15 protein-coding genes are annotated in these 22,612 nt (G+C 70.3%); 6 read left to right on the top strand and 9 right to left on the bottom strand.

The genetic code is table 11. The features are described from left to right. Positions 1–25: 25 nt before the first annotated feature. From M5C96_RS20860 to M5C96_RS20850, 3 genes are all read left to right on the top strand, one after another. Positions 26–1,360, top strand: a complete 1,335-nt coding sequence (locus M5C96_RS20860; protein WP_272565053.1) for a short-chain fatty acid transporter — start codon at positions 26–28, stop codon at positions 1,358–1,360. Positions 1,361–1,418: 58 nt separating this feature from the next. After that, complete coding sequence (gene catC / locus M5C96_RS20855) at positions 1,419–1,703, top strand: muconolactone Delta-isomerase (protein ID WP_272565052.1); 285 nt, start codon at positions 1,419–1,421, stop codon at positions 1,701–1,703. Positions 1,704–1,791: 88 nt separating this feature from the next. After that, the gene (locus M5C96_RS20850; protein ID WP_272565051.1) at positions 1,792–2,799 is read left to right on the top strand and encodes a tripartite tricarboxylate transporter substrate binding protein; all 1,008 of its coding nucleotides are present in this window, start codon (positions 1,792–1,794) and stop codon (positions 2,797–2,799) included. A 100-nt stretch (positions 2,800–2,899) separates the two neighbouring features. Here the strand turns inward: M5C96_RS20850 and M5C96_RS20845 are convergent, their stop codons facing one another. The 9 genes from M5C96_RS20845 to kefC all read right to left on the bottom strand — a co-directional run bounded on the left by M5C96_RS20845 (position 2,900) and on the right by kefC (position 20,510). Then, positions 2,900–4,177, bottom strand: a complete 1,278-nt coding sequence (locus tag M5C96_RS20845) for a type II toxin-antitoxin system HipA family toxin (protein WP_272565050.1) — start codon at positions 4,175–4,177, stop codon at positions 2,900–2,902. Then, positions 4,174–4,683 (bottom strand): helix-turn-helix transcriptional regulator, encoded by a 510-nt coding sequence (locus M5C96_RS20840; RefSeq protein WP_272565049.1) that lies wholly within the window; start codon positions 4,681–4,683, stop codon positions 4,174–4,176. Before M5C96_RS20840 ends, M5C96_RS20845 begins: the two co-directional genes overlap by 4 nt. Positions 4,684–4,970: 287 nt before the next feature. Further along, entirely contained in the window at positions 4,971–7,001 is a 2,031-nt protein-coding gene (locus M5C96_RS20835) for a TonB-dependent siderophore receptor (RefSeq protein WP_272565048.1), read from the bottom strand. A 406-nt stretch (positions 7,002–7,407) separates the two neighbouring features. After that, positions 7,408–9,555: an SWIM zinc finger family protein gene (locus M5C96_RS20830; RefSeq protein WP_272565047.1), complete on the bottom strand. Its 2,148-nt coding sequence runs from the start codon at positions 9,553–9,555 to the stop codon at positions 7,408–7,410. Continuing rightward, positions 9,552–10,679 carry a vWA domain-containing protein gene (locus M5C96_RS20825; protein WP_272565046.1) on the bottom strand — a complete coding sequence of 376 codons (1,128 nt, stop codon included), beginning with the start codon at positions 10,677–10,679 and terminating at the stop codon, positions 9,552–9,554. The genes M5C96_RS20830 and M5C96_RS20825 overlap by 4 nt, the downstream gene beginning before the upstream one ends. Further along, a complete protein-coding gene (locus M5C96_RS20820) occupies positions 10,676–13,156 on the bottom strand; it encodes a DUF5682 family protein (protein ID WP_272565045.1) in 2,481 nt (826 codons plus the stop codon). Before M5C96_RS20820 ends, M5C96_RS20825 begins: the two co-directional genes overlap by 4 nt. Next, complete coding sequence (locus M5C96_RS20815) at positions 13,153–14,298, bottom strand: ATP-binding protein (protein WP_272565044.1); 1,146 nt, start codon at positions 14,296–14,298, stop codon at positions 13,153–13,155. Before M5C96_RS20815 ends, M5C96_RS20820 begins: the two co-directional genes overlap by 4 nt. Positions 14,299–14,349: 51 nt before the next feature. Beyond that, positions 14,350–18,540 (bottom strand): DUF4132 domain-containing protein, encoded by a 4,191-nt coding sequence (locus M5C96_RS20810; protein ID WP_272565043.1) that lies wholly within the window; start codon positions 18,538–18,540, stop codon positions 14,350–14,352. 80 nt (positions 18,541–18,620) lie between these two features. Beyond that, positions 18,621–20,510, bottom strand: a complete 1,890-nt coding sequence (gene kefC / locus M5C96_RS20805; RefSeq protein WP_272565042.1) for a glutathione-regulated potassium-efflux system protein KefC — start codon at positions 20,508–20,510, stop codon at positions 18,621–18,623. Between the two features lie 114 nt (positions 20,511–20,624). On the opposite strand from kefC, the gene M5C96_RS20800 reads away from it, so the two are divergent. The 3 genes from M5C96_RS20800 to M5C96_RS20790 all read left to right on the top strand — a co-directional run bounded on the left by M5C96_RS20800 (position 20,625) and on the right by M5C96_RS20790 (position 22,554). Continuing rightward, a complete protein-coding gene (locus tag M5C96_RS20800; RefSeq protein WP_272565040.1) occupies positions 20,625–21,263 on the top strand; it encodes a LysE family transporter in 639 nt (212 codons plus the stop codon). Between the two features lie 143 nt (positions 21,264–21,406). Continuing rightward, a complete protein-coding gene (locus M5C96_RS20795; RefSeq protein ID WP_272565039.1) occupies positions 21,407–22,024 on the top strand; it encodes a ParA family protein in 618 nt (205 codons plus the stop codon). Between the two features lie 65 nt (positions 22,025–22,089). Next, entirely contained in the window at positions 22,090–22,554 is a 465-nt protein-coding gene (locus tag M5C96_RS20790) for a MaoC family dehydratase (RefSeq protein WP_272565038.1), read from the top strand. The last annotated feature ends 58 nt before the right edge of the window (positions 22,555–22,612 follow it).

Raw genomic sequence — 22,612 nt, 5'->3', positions numbered from 1 at the left:
TCACAACACCAAAGAGACAATTTCCATGTCGAAAATCACCGCCTTCTTCACCGAACTGATGCGGCGCTACCTGCCCGATCCGTTCGTCTTCGCGATCATGCTCACGCTGCTGACCATGGCGCTCGCCTTCGGGGTGGAAAACCGCCCCATCAATGCCGTGGTGCAGGACTGGGGCAAGGGCTTCTGGAGCCTGCTGGCCTTCACCACGCAGATGGCGGTGATCCTGGTGATGGGCTACGTGCTGGCGGCCGCGCCCATCGTGGACCGCTTTCTCGACCGCATCGCCTCGCACGTGCACACGCCGCGCCAGGCCATCATCGTCGCCACCATCGTGGGCTGCGTGGGCAGCTACCTCAACTGGGGCTTCGGCCTGGTGATCGGCGGCATCATGGCGCGCAAGCTGGCGCTCAAGGTCAAGGGCGTGCACTACCCGCTCATCATCGCGGCGGCGTACACGGGCTTCACCATGTACAGCCTGGGTTTCTCGGCCACCATCCCCGTGCTCATCTCCACCAAGGGCCACGCGTTCGAAAGCACCATGGGGCTGATCCCGCTCACGCAGACGATCTTCTCCGCGCCCATCCTGCTGACCAGCCTGGCCGTGCTCATCGCACTGCCGCTGCTCAACGCCACCATGCACCCCAAGAAGGGCGAGCCGGTCGTGGAACTGGACCCGGCCACCGTGGCCGACACCAAGCCCGCCAGTGCCGAACACCTGCTGGGCGACGAGAAGACGCTGGCCTGGCGCCTGAACAACAGCCGCGTGCTGAGCCTGCTGATCGGCCTGTGCGGCATGGCGTACGTGGCCATGCACTTCATCCAGGGCGGCAACCTCGACCTGAACATGATCAACTTCTTCATCCTGTTCCTGGGGGTGCTGCTGCTGGGCACACCGATGAAGTACGTGGAGAAGGTCAACGAAGGCGTGAAGACCATCGGCGGGATCATCCTGCAGTTCCCGTTCTACGCTGGCATCATGGCCATCATGCACGGCTCGGGCCTGGTGGAGTCCATCGCGCACGTATTCGTGAGCGTCTCCACCGCCGACACGCTGCCGCTGTGGGGCCTGGTGAGCTCGTTCGTCATCAACTTCTTCGCGCCCTCGGGCGGCGGACACTGGGTGCTGCAGGGCCCGTTCATGATCAACGCGGCCACCACGCTGGGCGCCTCGCAGGCGCAGACCGCCATGTCGGTGATGCTGGGCAACGGCTGGAACGATCTGGTGCAGCCGTTCTGGATCCTGCCGGCGCTGGCGCTGTCCAAGCTCAAGCTGAAAGACATCATGGGCTACACGGTGGTCTCCATGCTGCTGGTGGGCGCGATCTACGCCGTGACCATGCTGGTCTGGCCGCACCTGTGACCGCAGGCGCCTCTCTTTTTTCCCTTTCCATCCCTTTTTCGTTTTCAAGGAGCAACCGATGCTGTTCATGGCTGAAATGACGGTGAACATCCCGTCCACGCTGGCCCCCGAAGTGGCCGACGAAATCAAGCGCAAGGAGAAGGAATATTCGCAGCAGCTGCAGCAGGGCGGGAAGTGGCGCCACCTGTGGCGCGTCGTCGGCGAATACGCCAACGTGAGCATCTTCGACGTCGCCAGCAACGACGAGCTGCACACGATCCTGAGCGGCCTGCCCCTGTTCCCCTACATGCAGATCAAGGTGACGCCGCTGGCCAACCACCCGTCGTCCATCGTGCAGGAATAACGGCGTTGGCCGCTGCGCCCCGCTGGCGGGCGCCGCACCCGGCACGCGCCCCGCTTTTCATCCCCATAAAGAGATCCGAGGAAACAACATGACTTCCGTCCGCCCAAGCCTTCGCTTCGCCGCCCATCGCCGCACCCTGCTGGCCGCCGCCCTGGCCGTGGCCGCCACCGCTGCGGTGCCCACCGCGTTTGCGCAGGCGTTCCCCAACAAGCCCATCACCATCATCGTGCCCTTCGCAGCCGGCGGCACCACCGACATCCTGGCGCGCGTGATCGGCCAGGGCCTGTCCGCCGAGCTGGGCCAGTCGGTGGTGGTGGACAACCGCGCCGGCGCGGGCGGCAACATCGGCGGCCAGATGGCCGCGCGTGCGCCGGCCGACGGCTACACGCTCTTCATGGGCACGGTGGGCACGCACGCCATCAACGCCGCGCTCTACAAGAAGATGCCGTTCGATCCGGTGAAGGACTTCGCGCCGCTCACGCGCGTGGCCAACGTGCCCAACCTGCTGGTGGCCAACCCCAACCAGCCCTACAAGACGGTGCAGGAGCTGATCGCCTATGCCAAAGCCAACCCCGGCAAGGTGAACTTCGGCTCGTCCGGCAGCGGCAGCTCCATCCACCTGTCGGGAGAGCTGTTCAAGAGCATGGCCAAGGTGGACATGCAGCACGTGCCCTACAAGGGCAGCGCCCCGGCCGTGACCGACCTGCTGGGCAACCAGATCGGCATCATGTTCGACAACATGCCCTCGGCCATCCAGCACGTGCGCTCGGGCAAGCTGCGCCCCATCGCCGTGACCACGGCCAAGCGCTCGCCCGAGCTGCCCGACGTGCCCACCATCGCCGAAGCCGGCGTGCCCGGCTACGAGGCCACGTCGTGGTTCGGCATGTTCGCGCCCGCCGGCACGCCCGCGCCCATCGTGGCGCAATTGAACAAGGCCCTGGTCAAGGTGCTGTCGCAGCCCGAGACGAAGAAGAAGCTGGCCGACCAGGGCGCCGAGCCGGTGAGCGAGACGCCCGAGCAGTTCGCCGCCTTCATCCAGTCCGAAAGCGCCAAGTGGGGCAAGGTCGTGAAGGAGTCCGGCGCCAGTGTGGATTGATTTGCTACGTTTTTAATAGCTATATGCCCTAGTGGAATTTGCGCTGGCGGCATTTTTTATGCAGATGCCGGTCGCGTGAATCGCGGTTGCCGGCACACACTCAGCAGAACGCCTGGCGCTGCACCTTGAGCGCATCGCGGTCGATGCTGGCTTGCAGCAGTGCCATGTCGTTCGCGTCCACGCCATGGCCGGCGAAGTGCTGCGGCCACCGGTCCACCGTGCGCGCCACGGCCTGGATGAGTTCGATGGCCCGAGAGCGCGGGATGCCGAACTCGCTCAGGTCCGTCAGCGCGTTGTCCAAAGTGGATTCCGCGCCGTGCCGGCCGACCACCATGGCCTGGTAGCCCATGTTCTGCAGGGTGGGCACCACGTCGAACGCGGGCGACAGCTCGTAGTACCCGTCCCAGCCCAGCCGCAGGCAGTGGTTGCGTTCGTGGTCGTCCGTGTTGTCCATGAGGATGTTGAACACCATGCGCTGGAACAGCTCTTCGCGCTGGGCTTTCTGCCGGTCCGGATGGGCCTGGCGCCGCAGCACGGTGGCCAGCGCCCCGTAGCTTTCCGCAAGGCCCGCCGCCGCCAGCGCCGTCCGGGCCGAGAGGCAATGCAGCCGCAGGGTCTGCCCGCCGATGTCGAGCCGGTCGAAGCGCTCGATGGTCAACGCATGGCGCCGCTTGCCGTGCGCGTGTCGCGAGGGCAGGGGCAGCACGCCGGTGGTGGCCACGTGGATGCCGGCCTGCGCTGCCAGCGTCATGGTGGCGTGCTCGATCAGCGGCGTGTCCACCGCGTCATCCCATTCGCTGAACTTGACAACGCAGGGTCTTTTGTCGGTCTGCAGCAGTGCCTTAGGCCTTGCGCCGCCCAGCGTGACGCCGGGCTGCACCAGGCGCTGGATGTCCGGCGTGATGGGCGCTTGTGTCTGCACGTCTTCCACGGCCTGCGCCAGCGAGGCCAGATCGCGCAGCTGCGGATAGGGCCCGATGCGCCGGGGCACGTAGTGCTCGGCGGAGGTGGAAATGCCCAGGGCGCCGAAGCGGTCGTCTCCGGCGAACAGCAGCATCTCCAGGATCGACAGGCGCGCGGGCCGGTCGATGTGGCGGATGATGCGCTCGCCCCACCGGTCGGGCCGCGCGTCGTCGATGGCGCCGGGGGCGCTGTCTTTGACGCCCGCACTGAACATCTGGCCGGTGACGAGGGGCAGGTTTTCGCTCAGCGCGAACTCCCACCAATCGGCCGCGTAGGTGAAGGTGGCGCAGTTGGGCACCAGCGGCGACAGGGCCACGGAGCCCGTCAGCACGGGGGCGGCCGGGTTGACCAGGGTCCAGACGTAGAGGGTGTCCTGCGGTTCGTAGGCACGGGGCGTGACCCCTTGCAGCGTCATGGCCGCTCTTTCTTGATGCCGGAGATGAGCGCGGCCAAGCCTGCAGCAGAGCGGTTGTAAGCGCTTTCGGGAGTCTGGGGCTCAGCGACTCCCATGGCTTTCTTCATTCCACCGGGACGGGTTCTATAGAAGGCGCTTGCCGCCTGTTGTCCGACGGATGAGGGCCCGGGGGGCGGTGTTTTTTTCGTCGTAGAACGGGGGCGTGGCTGGACTCGCGCCACTTCGCGCTCCAGCGAGGCGAGATCGTTCTGCGGAGCAATCAGATCGGCCAGCCCCTGCGCCTGGTTGATGAGCCACAGGCACATGACATACGACGCCATCGCCACGGAGGGATCGCCCCGCTCGATGCGGGCCATGGTCGGCTGCGACACACCCAGCCGCTGGGCCCACTGCGCCTGCGTTTCCCTGCGGCGCTTACGGGCGATGACGATGTTCTGCGCCAATTGCTCGATCTGCTGCAGTACGGCCTGGGGATAGTCTGCGGGAGGGGTGTTCTGTCTCGGCATTCATAGATGTTAGTGAAAATGCCTAAAAATAGAAACCTATGAATCAATGGCTTGGCCGGGGATCAGGGCAAGATAGTCAAAAAAATTCGCATAGATAGACGATTAATGAGAAAAGATAAATATCTATGAATAAATTGAGGAAATCAGCGATTGGCCCATAGCGATACCGGCCCACGAATGGAGCGCGAGCCGGCGGTTCGAGGGGTAGGGGCTGGGCACTGCGCGGGCGGCGGCCAGTTCCCATGCGGGCGGCGGGCAATAACGCCCTTCCGCCGGTCTCCAGGTCTTCAGAAGAAGTACGTCAGGCCTACGCTGAAGCTGCGCGGCAGGGCGGGCGACACCACGTTGGCGTTGATCGCGCCGTCGTAGTAGGCCTTGTCGAACACGTTCTTCACGCCCGCGGTGATGCGGTAGTTGGAGCCGGCATAGCCGATCGACAGGTCCGCCACGGTGTAGGCGGGCAGGGTGAAGGGGTACGAGCCGACCTGCTCGCTCACGTAGCGGGCGCCGGCGCCCAGGGTGATCTGCGGCATCTGCGGCAGCTTGTAGGTGGCCCACAGGGCCAGCGTGTGGCGCGGCGTGAGGTTCAGCGGCAGGCCCACGATGGCGGCGTTGTTGTCGCGCGTGACTTTCGTGTCGGTGTAGGTGTAGGCGCCCGTCAGCTTCAGGCTGCGCAGCAGTTCGGCGCCCACTTCCAGCTCCAGCCCGCGCGCGCGCTGCTCGCCGGTCTGCACGCTGAAGCCGGTGTTGGCCGGGTCGGCCGTGGTGACGTTGCGGCGCTTGAGGTCAAAGAGTGCCAGCGCCCCGGTGAGCCCGCCGCCGGGCGCCTCGTACTTCAAGCCCGCTTCCCATTGCTTGCCGGTCTCCGGCGCGAAGGGCGAGCCGCCGAAGCTGGTTCCCGACACGGGCAGGAACGATTCGCCGTAGCTGGTGTAGGCGGCCCATCCGGGCGTGAACTCGTACACCAGCCCGGCCGACAGGGTGGTGGCGGAATCCTTCTGGCGCGTCTGCCGGTTGGCCAGGCGGTCGTCGATCTGGTTGTCCGACCAGTCGCGGCGCAGCCCGACCAGGGCCGTCCATTGCGGGTTGAACTTGATCTGGTCCTGCGCGTACAGGCCCATCACGCTGAGCTTTTCAGGCGCGTTGTTGGTGTAGGCGGCCGGGCAGGTGGTGGCCGCGCCGTACACCGGATTGAACAGGTCGAGCGCGCCGATGGTGCAGCGCCGCTGGCCTTGCCAGCTGTGGCTGGTGCGCGCGTCCAGCCCGGTCACCAAGCGGTGCTGCAGGCCCAGGGCGGCAAATTGCGACAGCAGCGAGGTGTCGGTGGCCAGCATGTCGTCGTCCAGGTACTGGCGCGTGGCCTGGCGGTTCTGCAGGCGCTGGTTGGACTGCAGCGCCAGGTTGGAGACGAAGTTGCCGTTGCCCTTCTCCGATTCGTAGCGCACGTTCTGGCGCAGCGTCATCTGCGGCGAGAAGCGGTGCTCCAGCGCGTAGCCGACCGAGGTGCTTTCGATGTCGTAGCCGCCGAAGCTCGGATCGCCCGTGTACAGCGTGGTCCGCACGGGGCCGTTGCGGTTGGGCAGCACCGTGCCGTAGGGCGTGATGCCCTGCTGGCGCATCCAGTTGCTCTGGCTGTAGGTGGCGAACAGCACCAGATCGGTCTGCGCGCCCAGGTCCAGCGACAGCGAAGGCGCGATCCAGCGGTCGCGGCGATAGACGAAGTCGGTCGGATCGTCGCTGTTCGAGACCTGGGCGTTGATGCGGAACGCCGCCTTGCCCGACTCGTTCAGCGGGCGGTTGATGTCGGCCTGCAAGGTGCGCTGGCCGAAGCTGCCCACCTCCACGCCCACTTCGCTCAAAGCGTCGCGCTTGGGCCGCTTGCTGATGGCGTTGACGATGCCGCCGGGCTGCACCTGGCCGTACAGCACCGAGGCCGCGCCCTTGAGCACCTCGAAGCGTTCGTAGCCGTAGGGCGTGAGGCGCGTCCACATGCCGGGGCTTTGCACCAGGCCGTCGATGAGGATGGATTCGGTGGAGCGAAAGCCCCGGATGTTGATGTCGTCGAAGCCGCGCCGCCCGAAGTTGACCGGGCTCACGCCGGCCACGGTCTGCAGCGCCTGCTGCAGGTTCGCGATCTGGCGCGACTCCATCTGCTCGCGCGTGACCACGCTCACCGACTGCGGGGTTTCCAGCCGGCGCATGGGGGCCTTGCCGGCCGTCTGGGCCTCCACCGGGGCGAAGCCCACGTCCTTTTCGGTGCTGGCGTTGATGCGCACTTCCTGCAGTTGCGGCGTCGCGTCCGCGCTGGCCTGGGCCATGGCGACCTGCGACAGGCACAGCGCCAGGGGCGTGAGTGCGCAGCGGCACAGGGTGCGTGTGGGGGAGCGGGCCAGCGGAAGGGCTCAGGAAAGGGCGCAGGAAAGCAGTGGCGTGGGCAGGCGAGTGCGCCGCGTCGGAACGGGTGTGGATCATGGAAATGCGGGAGAGGAGGGCGAGGAAGAGGCCGCCGGCCAGCCGGAAGGCCGCCGGAACAGGCGATGCAAAAGAAACGGACCCATTTTGATTAAGAATAATTATCATTCAAATTGATGTGAAAACGGGCGAGTCGGGCAGAGGCGCCGGCTATCGGCTGGCTTTCTGCAGGTTTTCAGCCGGCATGCGGCGTGCGTGCGCGTGACGCGCCTGCACCCGCTGGCAGAGGCTGCCCGCGCGGTCTTGCGGCCCTCAGCCGCCTTGGGCCTGCAACAGCAGTGCCAGCGTGGACAGCGCTGCCAGCAGCGGTCCGCGGTCGGCCGACCGCAGGTGCCCGCCCAGGCTTTCGAGCAGCGCGGCGCCGCGGTCCAGGCCGCCTTGCCGCAGCTGCCGGGCCTGAGACTGCGCGCGCGCGTCCAGCCCGCCTGGCTGGTGGCGCAGGCCCTGGCGCAGCCACTGGGCCAGCGATTGCAGGGTTTCGTCGAGCAGGGCCTGCACGGGTGTGGGCGCATCGTCGCAGGTGCGCAGCGCCAGCGGCTGGGCGGCTGGCGGCTCGATCTGCGGCACCACGGCGCGCTGGTGGGTCAGCAGGGCCAGCGGCTGCATGACCGCCTCGCCGCCGCGCAGCGCCACCGGCCCGGCCACCGCGCGCAGCGGCCCCCATTCGCCAGACAGCGCGCGGGCCAGCGCGTCCACGGCGCCCGGCGCGGCCGCACGGTGCGGCAGCGCAAGGTGCAGTGCGGGCCCGGCGCCTTCCTGCTGCGCGGCCACGATGCGCGCATGCAGCACCTGCTCGGCCGCATCCCACTCGCAGCCCTGTACCTGCATGCCACCTTCCAGCGCCACCACATGCAGCGTGCCCGATGCCCCGCTGGCCGCGCCGGTGGCGGCCTGGCGCGGCTGCACGAAATCGGGCAGCGCGGCACGCAGGCGCTCGCGCAGCGCTTGCACACTGGCTTGGCGCAAGGGCGCGGCCAGCTCGTCCCAGGCCGCGGGCGAAAGCGGCATCACGCCGGTCTGGCGCGCCCCGGCGGTGATGTCGATGAGGCCGTTGGCGCGGCGCGTGGCGGTCTTGGTGATGACCTGCCCCGTCGCGATCTGCCGCAGCGGAAACCCCGCCACGCGCCGTCCGGCGAGGGCCTGCGCGGGGCCGTTGGCACCTTCGCCGCGCGGCCATTGGCGTTCCAGCACCGTCACGGTCTGCGTGTCCGGATCGGCGAAAAGCACGTTGGCGCCTTCGGCCGCCGCGTCGGACCAGAGCGCGGCGCCCAGCGAGACGAGCTTGATGTGGTCCAGCGCGACCTCGCCCTTCACGCCCGCGCCCAGGATCTGGCTGGCATGCAGCGCGGGGCGCGCAGGCCCCGTTCTGTCCGCGGCCACGGCCTCGGCGTGGGCTGCGGCACGCGGGCGCGCCCACAGCTCGGCCGCCACGGCCAGCAGGCGCAGCGGGTCGTGGCGGCTGCTGCGGGCCTGCAGCGATTGCAGCAGCAACCACAGCTCCGCGATGCCGTCGTCCACCCAGCGCCAGCCCAGGGCCTGCGCCTGCGCGCGCAGCGCTTCGAAGCGCGCTGCCAGGGCCATCGTGGGCTGGGCCGATCCGTCGAGCCACAGCGACAGCAGCACCGCATCGAGCGCCTCGCGCAGGCGCAGCGCCTCGGGGGACTGCAGCTGCGCGGGTGCCGCCGTCGCGCCGCTGCCGCCATCGGTGCCGGCACCGGCCTGCGCGGGGTCCGCGCGCGGCGGCACTTCCACCATGGTTTCGTCGCCGCCCGCGGGCAGATCGCCCGCGGCGCGAAAGGCCCACAGCGCCACCACGACATGCGCACAGCCGCTGCCCTGCTGGCAGTCGCAGCGCGCATGCACGAGCGAGCTGCGCGAGAAGAACCGCACGGTGCACATCGGCAACCGGGCCGTTGGCGGCGCGGCGGGACCCTGCCACGGCTGCACCGCCACCACGGGGCGCGAGGCCGCCAGCCGCGCGGCCTGCTCCAGCACCGAGGGCGCCATGCTGGCCGACACCGCCGCGTCGTCGAAACGCGCGGGGCTCCAGGCGCCCCCCGGTTCCGCGGGCGGCGCTGCGGCCGTGGACGCATCGACCGCAGGCGCGCCCGCCGCACCGTACCGTTGTTGATAGGCCAGCACCAGCATCACGCGGTGGCGGCACATGCCGCTCGCGGCGCAGGTGCATGCGGCATCGCGCAGCGTGCGGCCCGGCGGCAACCGCGTGCGCGCGCCGTCGTCGAATTCCGCGCGCACGGTGCCGTCGGGTTCGGTCTCCAGCCGCGGCAGCACCTTGGCCGCCACGTCCTTTTGCGCGCGCTTGACGAAGCCCGCGTTGGCCAGCGCCGTCAGCGCCTGCGGGGTGAGTTCGAGCAGGTCGGTCCGCAGCGGCGCGTTCATGCCTGCACCTTCTCGGCCAGCCAGCCCGCGAGCTGGCCCGGGGTCATGGCGCCGACCTGCGCGCCTTCCTTCACGAGGCGCGCGGCCATCTCTCGGTCGTAGGCGGGCTCGGCCTGCGCGTCGAGCGCGGCCAGGCCCAGCACCTTCGCGCCCGCGCCGGTCAGCGCCTTCACGCGGCGCACGAGTTCTCCGGGGTCGCCGCCCTCGTAGAAATCGCTCACCAGCACGACGATGGTGCGGGCCGGGTTGGCGACGAGCGATTGCGCATAGGCCACGGCCCGGGCGATGTCGGTGCCGCCGCCCAACTGCACTTTCATGAGCAGCTCCACCGGGTCGGACACATCGGCGGTGAGGTCCACCACCTGCGTGTCGAAAGCCACCAGCCGCGTGCGCATGCCCGGCAGCTGCCAAAGGCAGGCGGCCATCACCGCGCTGTGGATGACGGAGTCCACCATCGACCCGCTCTGGTCGATGAGCAGCACGATGTCCCATGGCTCGGCATGCCGGCGCGTGCGGCTGATGAAAATGGGCCGCTCCACGTAGAGCTTGCCGCGCGCCGCGTCCCAGCGCCGCAGGTTGGCCTGCAGGGTGCGCCGGAAGTCGAAGTTGCGCGCCACTTTCATGCGCGAGAGGCGGCGCCGGTCGCGGCTGCCGCTGAACGCCTGGCGCACTTCGGTGGCGAGCTTTTCCATGATGCGCCGCACCACCTCGGCCACGAGCCGGCGGGCGGCGGCCAGCACCTGCGGGTTCATGAGGTGCTTGGTGTGCAGCACCGCGCGCAGCAGCGATTCGGACGGCTCGATGCGCTCCAGCACCTCCAGGTTGGTCACCACTTCGTCGATGCCGTAGCGCTCCACCGCATCGCGTTCCAGCCGCTCGATCACTTCCTTGGGAAAGAGCGTGTGGATGGCGTTGATCCAGTCCGGCGTGCTGAGCGCCGAGGGCCCCAGGCCCGCGCTGCGCTCGCCGCGCTCGGCGCGATCGCTGTCGCGGCCGTAGAGCCATTCGAGCGCCGCATCGGCCGCCTGCGCGGCATCGCCGAGCGCGCCGCACGCGGGTTCCGCCGGCTCGCCGAGCAACAGGCGCCAGCGCTGCAGGGGGTCGGGGATGGTCAGCGGTGTCATGCAGGGGCTCCGGTGCCGGCGTCGATGCCCCAGGCGGCCAGCCGCGCCGCGGCTGCGGCTTCGCCGGCGCGGGCACGGGCCAGTGCTTCGGGGGGCAGGGCGCCCGGGGTGGCGGCCGTGAGGGTGCGGCGCGGCAGGTGCTGCGCGCCGTGCAGCGACAGCACCTGCCCGGCGAGTTGGCCCCGCTCGCGCGGCGGCAGCCAGGCGAAGGCGGCCCGCAGAGCCGGCAGGGCCTGCACGAAGTCTTCGTCGTCCAGCGCCCGGATGCGGCGGTCCATGCCGGCGGCGAAGGCGGGTTCGGTGGCGAGCGCCTCGCGCGCCAGCGCCAAAAGGCCGGCGAGGGCGTCGCCCAGCGTGGCGGCGGTCATGGTGGCGAGCAGGTTCATGGCTTCCTCCACGCCGGCCCCGGGGGTGGCGGCACCGTCGCCCTGCGCGCCACCGCCCGGGCGGCCCGACAGCGCCAGCACCGCGCCCAGCGCCGCGCCGCGGCTGACCGGTGCGGCCTGCGGGTCGGCCGCCTTGCGCTGCCATACCGCGAGGGCGCGCGCGGGTTCCAGCGCAAGCGGATGGGGCGTGCCGTCTTCCAGGTCGGCCAGTGTGTCGGCGACGATGCGCTGCAGCGCCCGGTGGCCGCGCAGATGGTCTTCGGTGTCGGCGGTGGCCACCGCGGCGGGGGCTTCGAGCAGCCAGAGCGCGCGGTCGAAGCCGGCCTCCACCGCGACGCGCAGCACGGGTGCACCGGCCATGCCGAGCATCTGGCCGTGGCGCAGCAGCGTGTGCAGCAGCCCCAGCGCGGGGGCCAGCGCCTCGAAACGCGGCTCCTGGGCGATGGCGTCGCCGATGTCCCGCAGGAGCCCGTCGCTCAGGTCCGCAAGGCCGGCCCAGGCTGCGCTGTTCAGGCCTTCGGCCAGCGGCGCGATGCGCCCGCGTGCCTGGCGCAGGCGGTCCTCCAGGCGCGCCCGCGCGGCGTCTTCCAGCGTGGCGCCCCAGGCGCCCGCCTCGATGAGCGCGGCCTGCTGCTCCAACGGTTCGCTGAGGCTCCAGGCCTCGCCGCGTTCGCCCGACAGCGCCATCGCCGGGCCGCGCGTGCGCACCACGCCCGGCAGCTGCAGCAACGCCAGCCGGTGCAGCACGCGGCTCCTGGCGCGGTCGCCTTCCTGCAGCAGGTCGAGCGTGACGGTGCCGCGCAGCGGCAGGCCCTGCGCGGCCAGCTCGGCCCGCACGGCCGCGACCAGCGGCGGCTGCGGCGTGCCCGGTGCGAGGCCGCCCGCCGTGTCGCCGGCCAGCACGTCCATCGCCTGCACCAGCACCGGGGCGGTGCCGGCACGCAGCGGGCCGCGGTAGGTCCAGGGCAGGGGCACGTCGAGCGCCTCCTTCACCAAGGCGCCCGCCAGGGCGTCGAGCCAGTCCGAGCGCAGCGGCTGGCGGTGCCCCCGCAGCCGCGCCAGCCCGAGCGCGCGCGCATGCACGGCCATCAGGTCGGCGGTGGAGGCGCTCAGCTGGCGCTCGCGCAGGCGCTGCACCACGCCGCGCAGCAATTCGCGGGCCGCGCCCTCGGCCCCGTGCTCCCAGAGCCACTGGTAGTACTGCGGCGACGGCATGCCCGACGCATAGCCCGCGAACGCATCGAGCCGCCGGAAGGTATAGGGCACGATGTAAGAGCCAAATCGTGCCGATGCCTTAGTGTTGATTGGTTGGTTTGCTATATTTTTGATAGTGTCTTCAGGGCCTTGCGCGGGCTGCGGCGTCTCCGGCTCGCCGGTGGGCATCCCGCGCCAGAGCCGCGCGAGCGCGGGTGCGTGGTAGCCGCCGCACACCACCAGCACCGCGCCGCGGTCCTGCGCTATGGCCCAGGCGATCCAGCGCGCCATCATCTGTTCGCGCGCCTGGTTGCCGAGCGATCCCGCCTCCCCTTCGCCGCGCAGGTGGCCGAAGTACGTGGACAGGCGCAGCGCCAGGCCATCGACGTCGTCCCCTCCGGCCGGCGCATCCTCCGGCCCTGCGTCTTCGAAGAGGTGGTCCCAGAGCGCGTCGCGGCCCTGCACCGCGAGCTTGTCCGCCAGCGCGCGCTCGTAGGCCTCGGCCCGCGCCTGGTGCTCGGCATCGGCCGCATCGGCGTAGCGGTTCTCGAGATGGGCGAATGCGTCGTGCCAGGCGGGCAGGTCGATGAAGCGCACCTGCGCGCCGGCTTCCCGCCCGGCCTGCAGCGCCTGCCATTCAGGCGAGTGATCGGCGAAGGGCGTCCACGATCCGCGGTGCGTACCGCCGCGCGCCAGGTAGCTGTAGATCGCCACCGGCAGGCGGTGCGGCAGGTAAAGCTCGTCCAGCCGGTCGTTGAAATCCGCGGGCCCCTCGATCAGAACGAACGCGGGCCGCAGCGCCCGGATGCGCGCCGCCACCAGCCGCGCACAGGCGGGGCTGTGGTGGCGCACGCCGAGGATGACGGGGTCGGCGGGCGGCGCCGTGCCGGCCTTCACGGCAGCCGGTGGCGTGCTTCGTAGTACGCGCGCCAGTGCCCGCCCGTGCGCTTGGCGGCCTTTTGCTCGAAATAGCGGCGCAGCTTGGCGCGGTCGTCGGCGTTGTCCTTGACGATGGTGCCGGCGATGCAGTCCACGAGATCGGCGGGCGAGCCCTCGCGCCGCTCCAGGAACCAGGCGCGCACGCCCACCGCGTGGGCCACGTTCACGGCCTCGGCGGTGGACATCACGGCGCTCAGGCGGTCCATGGCCGCATCGGGCGGCGCGCCGCGCTGGCCGTCGGCCGGTGCACCGCGCAGGTCTCGGAAGGTGGAAACGAGCAGCTCCAGCACCGGCGCCGGCACCGCGTGCGGGATGCCGCTTTGCGCGAGCAGCCGCGCGCTGGCGTCCTGCACGAGCGACAGCTCCCGGTCGAAGTCGAGGATCGGGAAGACGGTCTCGAAGTCGAAGCGGCGCTTGAGCGCGGCGCTCATCTCGTTCACGCCGCGGTCCCGTGTGTTGGCCGTGGCGATGATGTTGAAGCCCTCGCGGGCATAGAGCATGGCGTGTTCGCCCGCCAGCTCGGGCACCGCCATCACGCGGTCGGAGAGCATGCCCAGCAGGCAGTCCTGCACCTCCAGCGGCGCGCGCGTGATTTCCTCGAACCGCACGATGCGGCCCTGCTGCATGCCCTGGTAGAGCGGTGCGGGCACGAGCGCGCGCGGGCTGGGGCCTTCGTTGATGAGCAGGGCGTAGTTCCAGCCGTACTTGATCTGGTCCTCGGTGGTCGAGGCGCCGCCCTGGATGGTCAGCGTGGAGACGCCCGAGACGGCCGCGGCGAGCAGCTCCGACAGCAGCGACTTGGCCGTGCCGGGCTCGCCCACGAGCATCAGCCCGCGGCCGGTGGCCAGCGTGACCAGCATGCGTTCGATGCTTGCCACGGGCGCGACGATCTTGGGGACGATGCCCAGCGCCGCATCGCCCAGGATGAAGGCCCGCGCGGCGCGCAGGCCCAGCGACCAGCCGGGCGGGCGCGGGTCGGCGTCCTGTGCGCGCAGGCGCTCCAGCTCCGCGGCATGGAGGATCTCGGAGGGCGGCCGCTGCAGCGGGACCCCCGCGGTTGCGGCTTCGCCGGGAGGTGTTGTCTTGCGGGAGATGGCCATGGTGCGGTCGGTCAGGAATGGGAAAGGCAGGGGCAGCGATGCGATGGCCGGTCAGGCGCGCAGTCCCTCCAGGTCGCGGATCAGCTCGCTGGCGGAGATGGCATCCAGACGGCCGATGGGCTCTGCATTCTGCAACTCGCCCCAGGCGGAAGGCTTGCCCACCTGCACCTCGCCCAGTTCCTGCTCGGGGTATTCGTCCACCATGCCCACGATGATGCCGGGGTCCAGGTGCAACTCGATCACGTGGGCGGCCCCCAGCGGCTTGGTGAAGTACCAGATGCCGCCGCCGTCCTGCGCCTGCCCGCGGCGCCAACCCTTGTTGACCAGGCCCAGCACGCGGCCCGTGGGCACCTTGGCCTGGGTCCAGCGCGAGAGCTTGATGTCCGCCTTTTCCGCCTCGGTCAGCGTGTAGGTGTCGCGGCCGATCTGCGGGAACGGCTGCAGCAGCTCGTAGTCCGCGAAGATCTGGCCGAAGGCCGCGGCGTCCTCGGGCGACAGTTCCAGCGCATGCGGAACGCCGATGCGCACCTGCGCGCCCTCCGGGACATCGAACGGGTCGTCCCCGGCCGTGGTGGTGCTGCCGTCTTCCGCCACGCGAAAGCAGGCCGTGAGCTGGCCGCCGTAGCTGCCGCCATCTGGCACCTCGTACACGCCCCAGACCAGGCGCTGCACGATGTGGCGCACGAGCGGGTGGCCGGCGAGGAAGGTGCGGAACACCTGCGGCGTCCAGCGCCGGCGCGCGCACATGGCCACCTCCAGGCGCAGCAACTGCTGGCTGGCGATGGTGCGCGCGTCTTTCTTGAGCAGCTTGAAGCGCTCCACAGCCTGCGCCGAAAGGTCGGGGTCGTCGGTCTTCTTCGGCTTGGGCAGGTCCGGCAGGCGCGCGCCGTCGCTGCCGTCCACCGAGACCTCGCGCACATAGGGTTTGAGCGCCTCGTCGAAGCCCACCTTGAAGGCCCTCGGGCCGAAGTCGAGCCGCAGCGTGCCCTGCGCGTCCAGGCCCAGGTCGGGCGCGAGGCGGTCCTCCAGTTCCTCGGGGCTCAGGCCCCGCGTCTCTGCGATGGCGGCGATCTTCTCGCGGGCCTTGTCCTGCAGGCCCTTGAACTTGATCTTCTGTGCGATGCCGTTGAGCAGCATCAGCGCGACGTCGGTGCCGATCTGCGCGAGCACGTCCAGCCCCGTGACGGCGCGTGCATGGGCCGACTCGCCGGGCCAGGCGCGGATGAAGGGCGTGAGCCGGCGGGCGGTGTCGTCGGTGCCCAGCAGGCCCAGAGCGGTCAGCGCCCAGCCGTCCTTCGACGGGCCTCCCGCCTCGAGCCAGGCGCCGAACGCATCCCATGCGAAGTCGGCCAACGAATCGGGCGTGCAGGCCTCGCGCACCACGGCAATGCCGGCATACACCTCCTCGCTCGTGGGGAAGGTCAGCATCTGGCCGAGCGCGTCGAGCGCTTCGTCGGGCAGCGCCTTGCCGCGGCCCGGGCCGTCCTGCAGCACCGGGCGGCGCCAGCCGCGCGGCTGCCAGAACTCGGGCAATTTGGCGCGCTTGGTCGGGAAGCGGTCCAGCGGGCTCTCGTCGAGCACGGTGCGCAGCGCCTGCAGGACCGTGTCGTCACCGTAGCGGCCGGCCACCTCCACCAGGAGGCCCCCGTGGCCCTGCGCGTGTAGCAGCCGCAGGGCGGCGCCCGCGCAGTCGCGCGCCTCGCCCGCTTTGCCGAGGGCCGGCGCGATGAGCGCACAGGCAGCGTGCTGGGGGTATTTCAGCAGCCAGGCGCGGCCGGTGTCGCGCGCGGTCTTGAGCTTGGCGAACGCGCGCGCCGCCGTGGGGGCGATCTCCACGGCACCGTAGTGCATCGCCCAGTCCAGGTTCTCGGCGGGCTTCGCGCGCACCATGGCAGCGAGCGCCGGCAGCGCGGGCAGGCCCAGCTTGGCGATGGCATGGCCCACGCCGTAGCCCTCGGCCTCGCCCGCCACGGCATTCCAGAACGGCACGGCAAGCGCTGGAGGCAGCGTGGCCACGGCCACGCAGTCGAAGGAATACCAGTAGTAGCGCTCGCGCTTGCGCTCGGCCAGCATGGCGCGCCATGCCGCGACGAGTGCATCGGCGTCTCTCGCCCGGATGGCGCGCGCGGCGTCCTCGGCCAGGGGGGCGAGCTGCTTTTTCTTGTTCGTGTCGAAGCCCAGCAGGTCCACCATCTCCAGCACGTCCTGCGCCGCTTTCGCAAAGCGGTTGAGCTGCCACGAGTTGAGACGCTGCGCCTCTTCGCGTTCGCCCGGCGCCCATTCCTCGATGGGGGCCAGCGGCAGCGGCTCCAGCGCCAGCACCGCCGCGGTCTTGCGCGCGGTCTTCGCAAGCCAGGGCGGATCGGCGAGCACGGCCGGCAATTCTTCGCGTGCGGCCACCTCGGCCGGGCCGGTGAGGAGGGCCAGCTGCCGGTCCACGGCGGCCTGCGCGGCGGCATCCAGCCAGGGGCGCAGCAGCGGCACGCTCTGCCCGTGCGCACGCAGCAGGCGCGAGAGCATGGGCGTGAGAAGGCCGGCGTCCTTTCCGTCCGCGGCCACCAGCCGCGAGAGGGCCGCGATCGCCGCGAGCGGCCAGCGGTCCGCCGCCAGGGACAGGCGCGCCAGCGCGCCCTTGGAGCTGCTGGCGGCCTTGGCCAGCGCATGCACGGCCTCGGGCGTGCCGAGGGTGGCCAGCGCTTCGCCGGCGGCCTCCTCGGCGGCCCCGCGTTCCAGCACCGCCACCGCGCCGGTGCCGCGTTCGCGCACGGCCGTCGCCACCATGCGCCGGTTGCCCCAGAAGCCCTCGGAGTAGCCCAGCCGCGTCTTCGCGGCCAGCGCGATCGCGGCGGGGTCGGTGGCCGTGAGCATCAGCCAGTGCAGGGTGTCGGGCACCTCCTTCTCGGCGGCGAGCCGGTGCGCCAAAGCGTCGGACACCGCGGGCCGGTCGGGCAGCAGCAGCGCCATCGCCGGCTGCCGGCTCGGGTGTAGCGAGGGCAGGGCGGCCTCGATGCGGTCCGCACAGGCCTCCCACTCGGCCTGCGGCGCGGCCGTGAGATGGCGGCGAAAGGCTTCCTCGCCCTGGCCCAACGGCCCGCGCCATCCGTTGCTCATCGCGCGGGTCACGGTGGTGGACAGGTGCGCACGGCGCTTCTTGGTGGTCGAGTCGTAATCGTTGGTCGTCTCCAGGCGCTGCGATGCCATGAGGATGTCGACGGCCCCGGGCAGTCCGTATTGCGCCACGAGGTAGTCCACGATGGCGGCGGCCGGTTCGTTCTCGCCGTAGTAGCCCGAACTGGCCAGCGCCAGCGCGAGCAGTACGGTGTCGGCCTCTGCATCGGCCTCGGCCTCGGCCGTGTCCCGGCCGAGGCGGTCGATGGTGCGCTGCAGCGGATCGCGCAGGGACGCATCGGTGCCGGGCAGGTCGATGTGGAAATCGCAGTTGCCGCGCACGCTCTGCCATGCCTGGGGCAGTGCAGCGGCTTTCGCTTCCTGGGGGAAACGGCGCGAGGCGTAGGCCTCGCGCTCCATCTGGGACGGCAGGCGCACGGGGTCGCCCTGGGCCAGCCAGGGCGGCACCGCGCCGGGCCCGCCGTCACCGGCCGGGGCGTCGGCGGGTGCCGCGGCCGGCGGGGTGGTCCCGGCCCCGGCCGCCGCTTCGGCGAGCAGGGCCTGGGCGAGGGCGGTCGCGCGCTGGCCGACCTGCGCGGTCGTGCCCCAGCCCGTTAGCAGGCCTTCGGATTTCAAGCGCTCGAACGCCATCGAGGCCCCCTGGTCGCTCACGCCGTGCTGGCGCTTGAGCACCGCGGCCGAGAACACGTCTTCCACCTTCACCGCACCCTCGGCCAATTGCGTGCAGAAGGCTGCGAAGACACGATCGCACTGCGCATCCAGGCTTTCCGCCGCGGCGGGCGCCGGTGCAGAAGCGCTGGCGGTGGCGGAGCGCCCGTCACCATCCGTGGCCGCCTGCCTGGAAGCGGCCTGGGGCGCGGGCGCCTTGGCGGGCGCCGGCGAGGCACCGATGGCGGCGCCCGGGGCCACGCCGACTTCGCTGTAGCCCTTGTTCGTTTTCTCGGTGACCAGCTTGGTCAGCGCCGCCGAGGCCTTCGCGGCGTCGGCGAACGATTTGGTCTGGCTCTGGCCGGCCGTGCCGATGCGGCCCCACCGGATGTTCAGGTCGGAGCCGGAGGGCTCGATCTCCCAGAATTTGCTGGAGTTTCCTTCGATCAGTTCGAAACGGCGCATGGGTTCGTGTGTCCTTTCGCAAACGGGTCTTGGGGGATGGCCGGCGGCCGCGGCCCGGGCCGCGGAGCCGGTCGAAAAAGTCAGGCGCTGCCCGGCGGCAGGCCGGTGCGCTGCGCGGGCGGGGCATGGCCTGCGGCGTCCGCAGGGGGGCCTGCGTCCGCCGCGGCGGATGCGGCTTCCTGCCGCTCCTTGGCCATCTGTTCCACCAGTTGCTGGCGCCCTTGTCGCGCCACGGCGATGAACTTCTCCTGGTTCTTGTGGTGCGGGTACATGCGGTTGGCCAGGTCGATGTTGTGTTGGCGGAACCGGTCCGCCACGCGCTGGGCCTCTTGCGCCGGCAGGCCCATGAGTTCCAGCACCGTGCGGGCGGTCTTCAGGCTGGACTCGAACAGCTCGCGCTCGACGTGCTCCACGCCCAGATCGCGCAGCGCGTTCCAATGGCTGATGTTGCGGGCGCGGGCCACGATTTTCAGCTGCGGAAAGTGAGCGCGCGCCAGTGCGGCGATCTTGACGGACTGGCTTGTGTCGTCCACTGCGATGACCAGGATGCGGGCCTGCGCGGCCCCTGCGATGCGCAGGAGCTCCAGGCGCGTGGCGTCGCCGTAGAACACGCGGTAGCCGAAGGTGTGGGCCACCTCCAGCATCTCCACGCTGTGGTCCAGCACGGTGGTCGGAACGGCTTGCAGCAGCATGGTGCGCGCGACGATCTGCCCGTAGCGCCCGAAGCCCGCGATGATGACCGGCGCCTCCTGCGGCTCGGAGATCTCGGCCGCGGCCGGCACATCGGTCTTGAGCCGCGCATAGCGGCGCAGCAGCACACGGTCCAGCAACACCAGCAACAGCGGCGACAGCAGCATCGACAGCGCCACGGCGCCGATCAGCAGCGACGCGGTTTCGGCCGGCAACGCGCCCGCCGTCGATGCCGCCTGGAACACGACGAATGCGAACTCGCCGCCCTGCGCCAGCAGCAGCGTCATCACGGGCCGCTCCTGGTACGGCGTGCCGGTCACGCGCGCCAGTGCGTAGATCACCACGCCCTTGATGACCAGAAAACCGAGCAGCACCAGGGCCATCAACCCGGGCGAGCGCATCAGCACGCCGAAGTCGATGGACATGCCCACGGCCATGAAAAAGAGCCCCAGCAGCAGGCCCTTGAAGGGCTCGATATCGGCCTCCAGCTCGCGCCGGTATTCGCTGTCGGCCAGCAGCACGCCGGCGAGGAAGGCGCCCAGCGCCATCGACAGGCCCACGATCACCATCAGCCAGGCGATGCCCACCACCAGCAGCAGCGAGGCGGCGGTGAAGATCTCCGGCGTCCTGCTCTTGGCGATCCAGCGCAGCACCGGGCGCAGCAGCAGCCGCCCGCCCAGCACGATGCCGCCCACGACGCCCACGATCTTGCCTGCCTCCAGCAGCAGGTCGGGCGTGGCATGGGGTGCGGCCTCGGCCGCAGCGCCCAGCAGCGGCAGCAGCGCCAGGATGGGAATGGCCGCCACGTCCTGGAACAGCAGGATCGAGAACGCCTTCTGCCCGCTGTCGGTGCGCATCAGGTTGCGTTCGTTCAGCGACTGCAGCGCGATGGCCGTGGACGACAGCGCCAGCCCCAGCGCGCCCACCAGCCCCACGCGCCACGGCAGGCCGCAGGCCCACGCCGCCAGCCACAGCAGCGCCGCGCACCCCAGCACCTGCGCGCTGCCCAGCCCGAAGATCGGACGCCGCAGGCTCCACAGCCGGCTGGGCTGCAGCTCCAGGCCGACAAGGAACAGCATCAGCACCACGCCGAACTCGGCGAAATGCAGGATGTCCTGCACGTTGCTCACCAGGCCCAGGCCCCAGGGGCCGATGGCGATGCCGGCCGCCAGGTAGCCGATGATCGCCCCCAGCCCCAGCGCCCGCGCGATGGGCACGGCGAGCACGGCCGCGCCCAGGTAGAGGAAGCCGTAGGTGAGCCAGGTGGGTGCGTGGGCCATGGAGAAAGAATGGGGTGGAGAGAGAGGTGGTGAAGGGACCTCGGCAATTTTGCATCGGTAAGATCGGCGGCTCCCGATCCTTTCATCTTCTTTCCTTTCTTTTCCGGCGGACCCATGGACCTGCACACCTGGCTGGCATTTTTGGCGGCGGCTTGCCTCATCGCGATCTCGCCGGGCTCCGGCGCCGTGCTGTCCATGAGCCACGGGCTCACCTACGGCGTGCGAAAGACGGGCGCCACCATCCTCGGGCTGCAACTGGGGCTGCTGCTGATCCTGGTGATCGCCGGGGCGGGCGTGGGCTCGCTGCTGCTGGCATCCGAGACGGCGTTCAGCGCGGTCAAGATCCTGGGCGCGTGCTACCTCATCTACATCGGCATCGCCCAATGGCGCTTGGGCGATGCGTCGTCCCTGCCGGGCGGGGAGGCTGCGCCGGCCGGCCCGTGGCAAAAGCGCTGCCTCACGGGCTTTCTGACCAATGCCACCAACCCCAAGGGCATCATCTTCATGGTCGCCGTGCTGCCCCAGTTCATGACCGACACGCGCCCACTGTGGACGCAACTGCTCGCCATGGCGGCCACCATGGTGGCGGTGGACATGGCCGTCATGCACGGCTATGCCGCGGGCGCCAGCGCACTGCGCCGCCTGCTGCGCAACGCCCGCGCGGTGCGCGCGCAGAACCGCGTGTTCGGCGGCCTGCTGATGGCCGTGGGCACGGGGCTATTCTTCGTCAAGCGCGGGGCCCAGCACGGCTGAATTCGTTTGCTATTGAAAATATAGCAATATGCCCTAGTGGAATATGCGCTGGAGGGGGTTTTTGACTCATATTCCCCAGCCCGGCCCCGGGCGGCGCTACCATCGCCCCCGCCAATCCAACTTTTGACCCCCAGGAGGCGTGCATGCCAGTGATCGCAGTGGCCAATCCCAAGGGCGGCGTGGGCAAATCCACGCTCGCCACCAACATCGCCGGCTATTTCGCCAGCCAGGGCCACGCTGTGGTGCTGGGCGACGCCGACCCGCAGCACTCGTCCCAACTGTGGCGCGGGCTGCGCTCCCCGGCCGTTCGGCCCATCGGCGACTGGCCCGTGCAGCCCGACGCCATCGGCCGCCCGCCCAAGGAGGCCACCCACGCCGTGCTGGACACGCCCGCGGGCCTGCACGGCGCGCAGCTCAAATCGGTGCTCCAGCTGGCCGACAAGGTGATCGTGCCGCTGCAGGCCAGCGTGTTCGACATCTTCGCCATCCGGGGCTTCCTGGACGAGCTGGCCGAAAGCCGCCATGCGGCGAACGTGCAGATCGGCATCGTCGGCATGCGGGTCGATGCCCGCACCATCGCGGCCGACAAGCTGGGCGAGTTCGTCGAAAGCCTGGGGCTGCCGGTACTGGGCCGGCTGCGCGACACGCAGAACTACATCCATCTGGCCGCGCAGGGCCTGTCGGTCTTCGACGTCTCGGCCAGCCGCGTGGCGCGCGACCTGGAGCAGTGGCAGGGCATCTGCGACTGGCTCGACCAGTAGGCCGGCGCGCGCGGCTGTCGCGCGCCCGACAACGCGCACGGCCCGCCCCGGCCTAAAGTGCGCGCATGAAAACCTTCCAGACGTATTCCGAAGTGGCCGCCTGCGTGGGCAGCGAGGTGGCGGTGACCGACTGGATCACCATCACCCAGGCGCAGATCGACCAGTTCGCCGAGGCCACGGGCGACCACCAGTGGATCCATGTCGATCCCGAGCGTGCGGCCCAGGGCCCGTTCGGCGCGCCGATCGCCCACGGGTTTCTCACGCTGTCGCTGATTCCGCGGTTCTTCGAATCGGCGTTCGCCATCGCCGGCGCGCGGATGGGCGTGAACTACGGGCTCAACCGCGTGCGCTTCACCTCGCCCGTGCCCGTGGGCAGCCGCCTGCGCACGCGGCTCACGCTGCAGGCCTGCGAGCCCGCCGCGCCGGACGGCATCCAGATGACCTGGCTGGTCACCATCGAGCGCGAAGGGTCCGACAAGCCCGCGTGCGTGGCCGAGTCCCTGGCGCGCAACTACGGCGCCGCGCCCTGAAGGCGCCCCATGGAAAAAGACCCGCAGGGCGAACCTGCGGGCCTTTTTTGGGGGAGGG

Source organism: Acidovorax sp. GBBC 1281 (assembly GCF_028473645.1).
GTDB lineage: Bacteria > Pseudomonadota > Gammaproteobacteria > Burkholderiales > Burkholderiaceae_C > Paracidovorax.
This window is presented reverse-complemented; position numbering and strand designations above follow the sequence as displayed.

Bases quoted from the DNA above. Each gene is read 5' to 3' on its own strand.
- M5C96_RS20860 (WP_272565053.1), top strand. From the start codon at position 26: ATGTCGAAAATCACCGCCTTCTTCACCGAACTGATGCGGCGCTACCTG.
- catC (WP_272565052.1), top strand. From the start codon at position 1,419: ATGCTGTTCATGGCTGAAATGACGGTGAACATCCCGTCCACGCTGGCC.
- M5C96_RS20850 (WP_272565051.1), top strand. From the start codon at position 1,792: ATGACTTCCGTCCGCCCAAGCCTTCGCTTCGCCGCCCATCGCCGCACC.
- M5C96_RS20845 (WP_272565050.1), bottom strand. From the start codon at position 4,177: ATGACGCTGCAAGGGGTCACGCCCCGTGCCTACGAACCGCAGGACACC.
- M5C96_RS20840 (WP_272565049.1), bottom strand. From the start codon at position 4,683: ATGCCGAGACAGAACACCCCTCCCGCAGACTATCCCCAGGCCGTACTG.
- M5C96_RS20835 (WP_272565048.1), bottom strand. From the start codon at position 7,001: ATGGCCCAGGCCAGCGCGGACGCGACGCCGCAACTGCAGGAAGTGCGC.
- M5C96_RS20830 (WP_272565047.1), bottom strand. From the start codon at position 9,555: ATGAACGCGCCGCTGCGGACCGACCTGCTCGAACTCACCCCGCAGGCG.
- M5C96_RS20825 (WP_272565046.1), bottom strand. From the start codon at position 10,679: ATGACACCGCTGACCATCCCCGACCCCCTGCAGCGCTGGCGCCTGTTG.
- M5C96_RS20815 (WP_272565044.1), bottom strand. From the start codon at position 14,298: ATGGCCATCTCCCGCAAGACAACACCTCCCGGCGAAGCCGCAACCGCG.
- M5C96_RS20810 (WP_272565043.1), bottom strand. From the start codon at position 18,540: ATGCGCCGTTTCGAACTGATCGAAGGAAACTCCAGCAAATTCTGGGAG.
- kefC (WP_272565042.1), bottom strand. From the start codon at position 20,510: ATGGCCCACGCACCCACCTGGCTCACCTACGGCTTCCTCTACCTGGGC.
- M5C96_RS20800 (WP_272565040.1), top strand. From the start codon at position 20,625: ATGGACCTGCACACCTGGCTGGCATTTTTGGCGGCGGCTTGCCTCATC.
- M5C96_RS20795 (WP_272565039.1), top strand. From the start codon at position 21,407: ATGCCAGTGATCGCAGTGGCCAATCCCAAGGGCGGCGTGGGCAAATCC.
- M5C96_RS20790 (WP_272565038.1), top strand. From the start codon at position 22,090: ATGAAAACCTTCCAGACGTATTCCGAAGTGGCCGCCTGCGTGGGCAGC.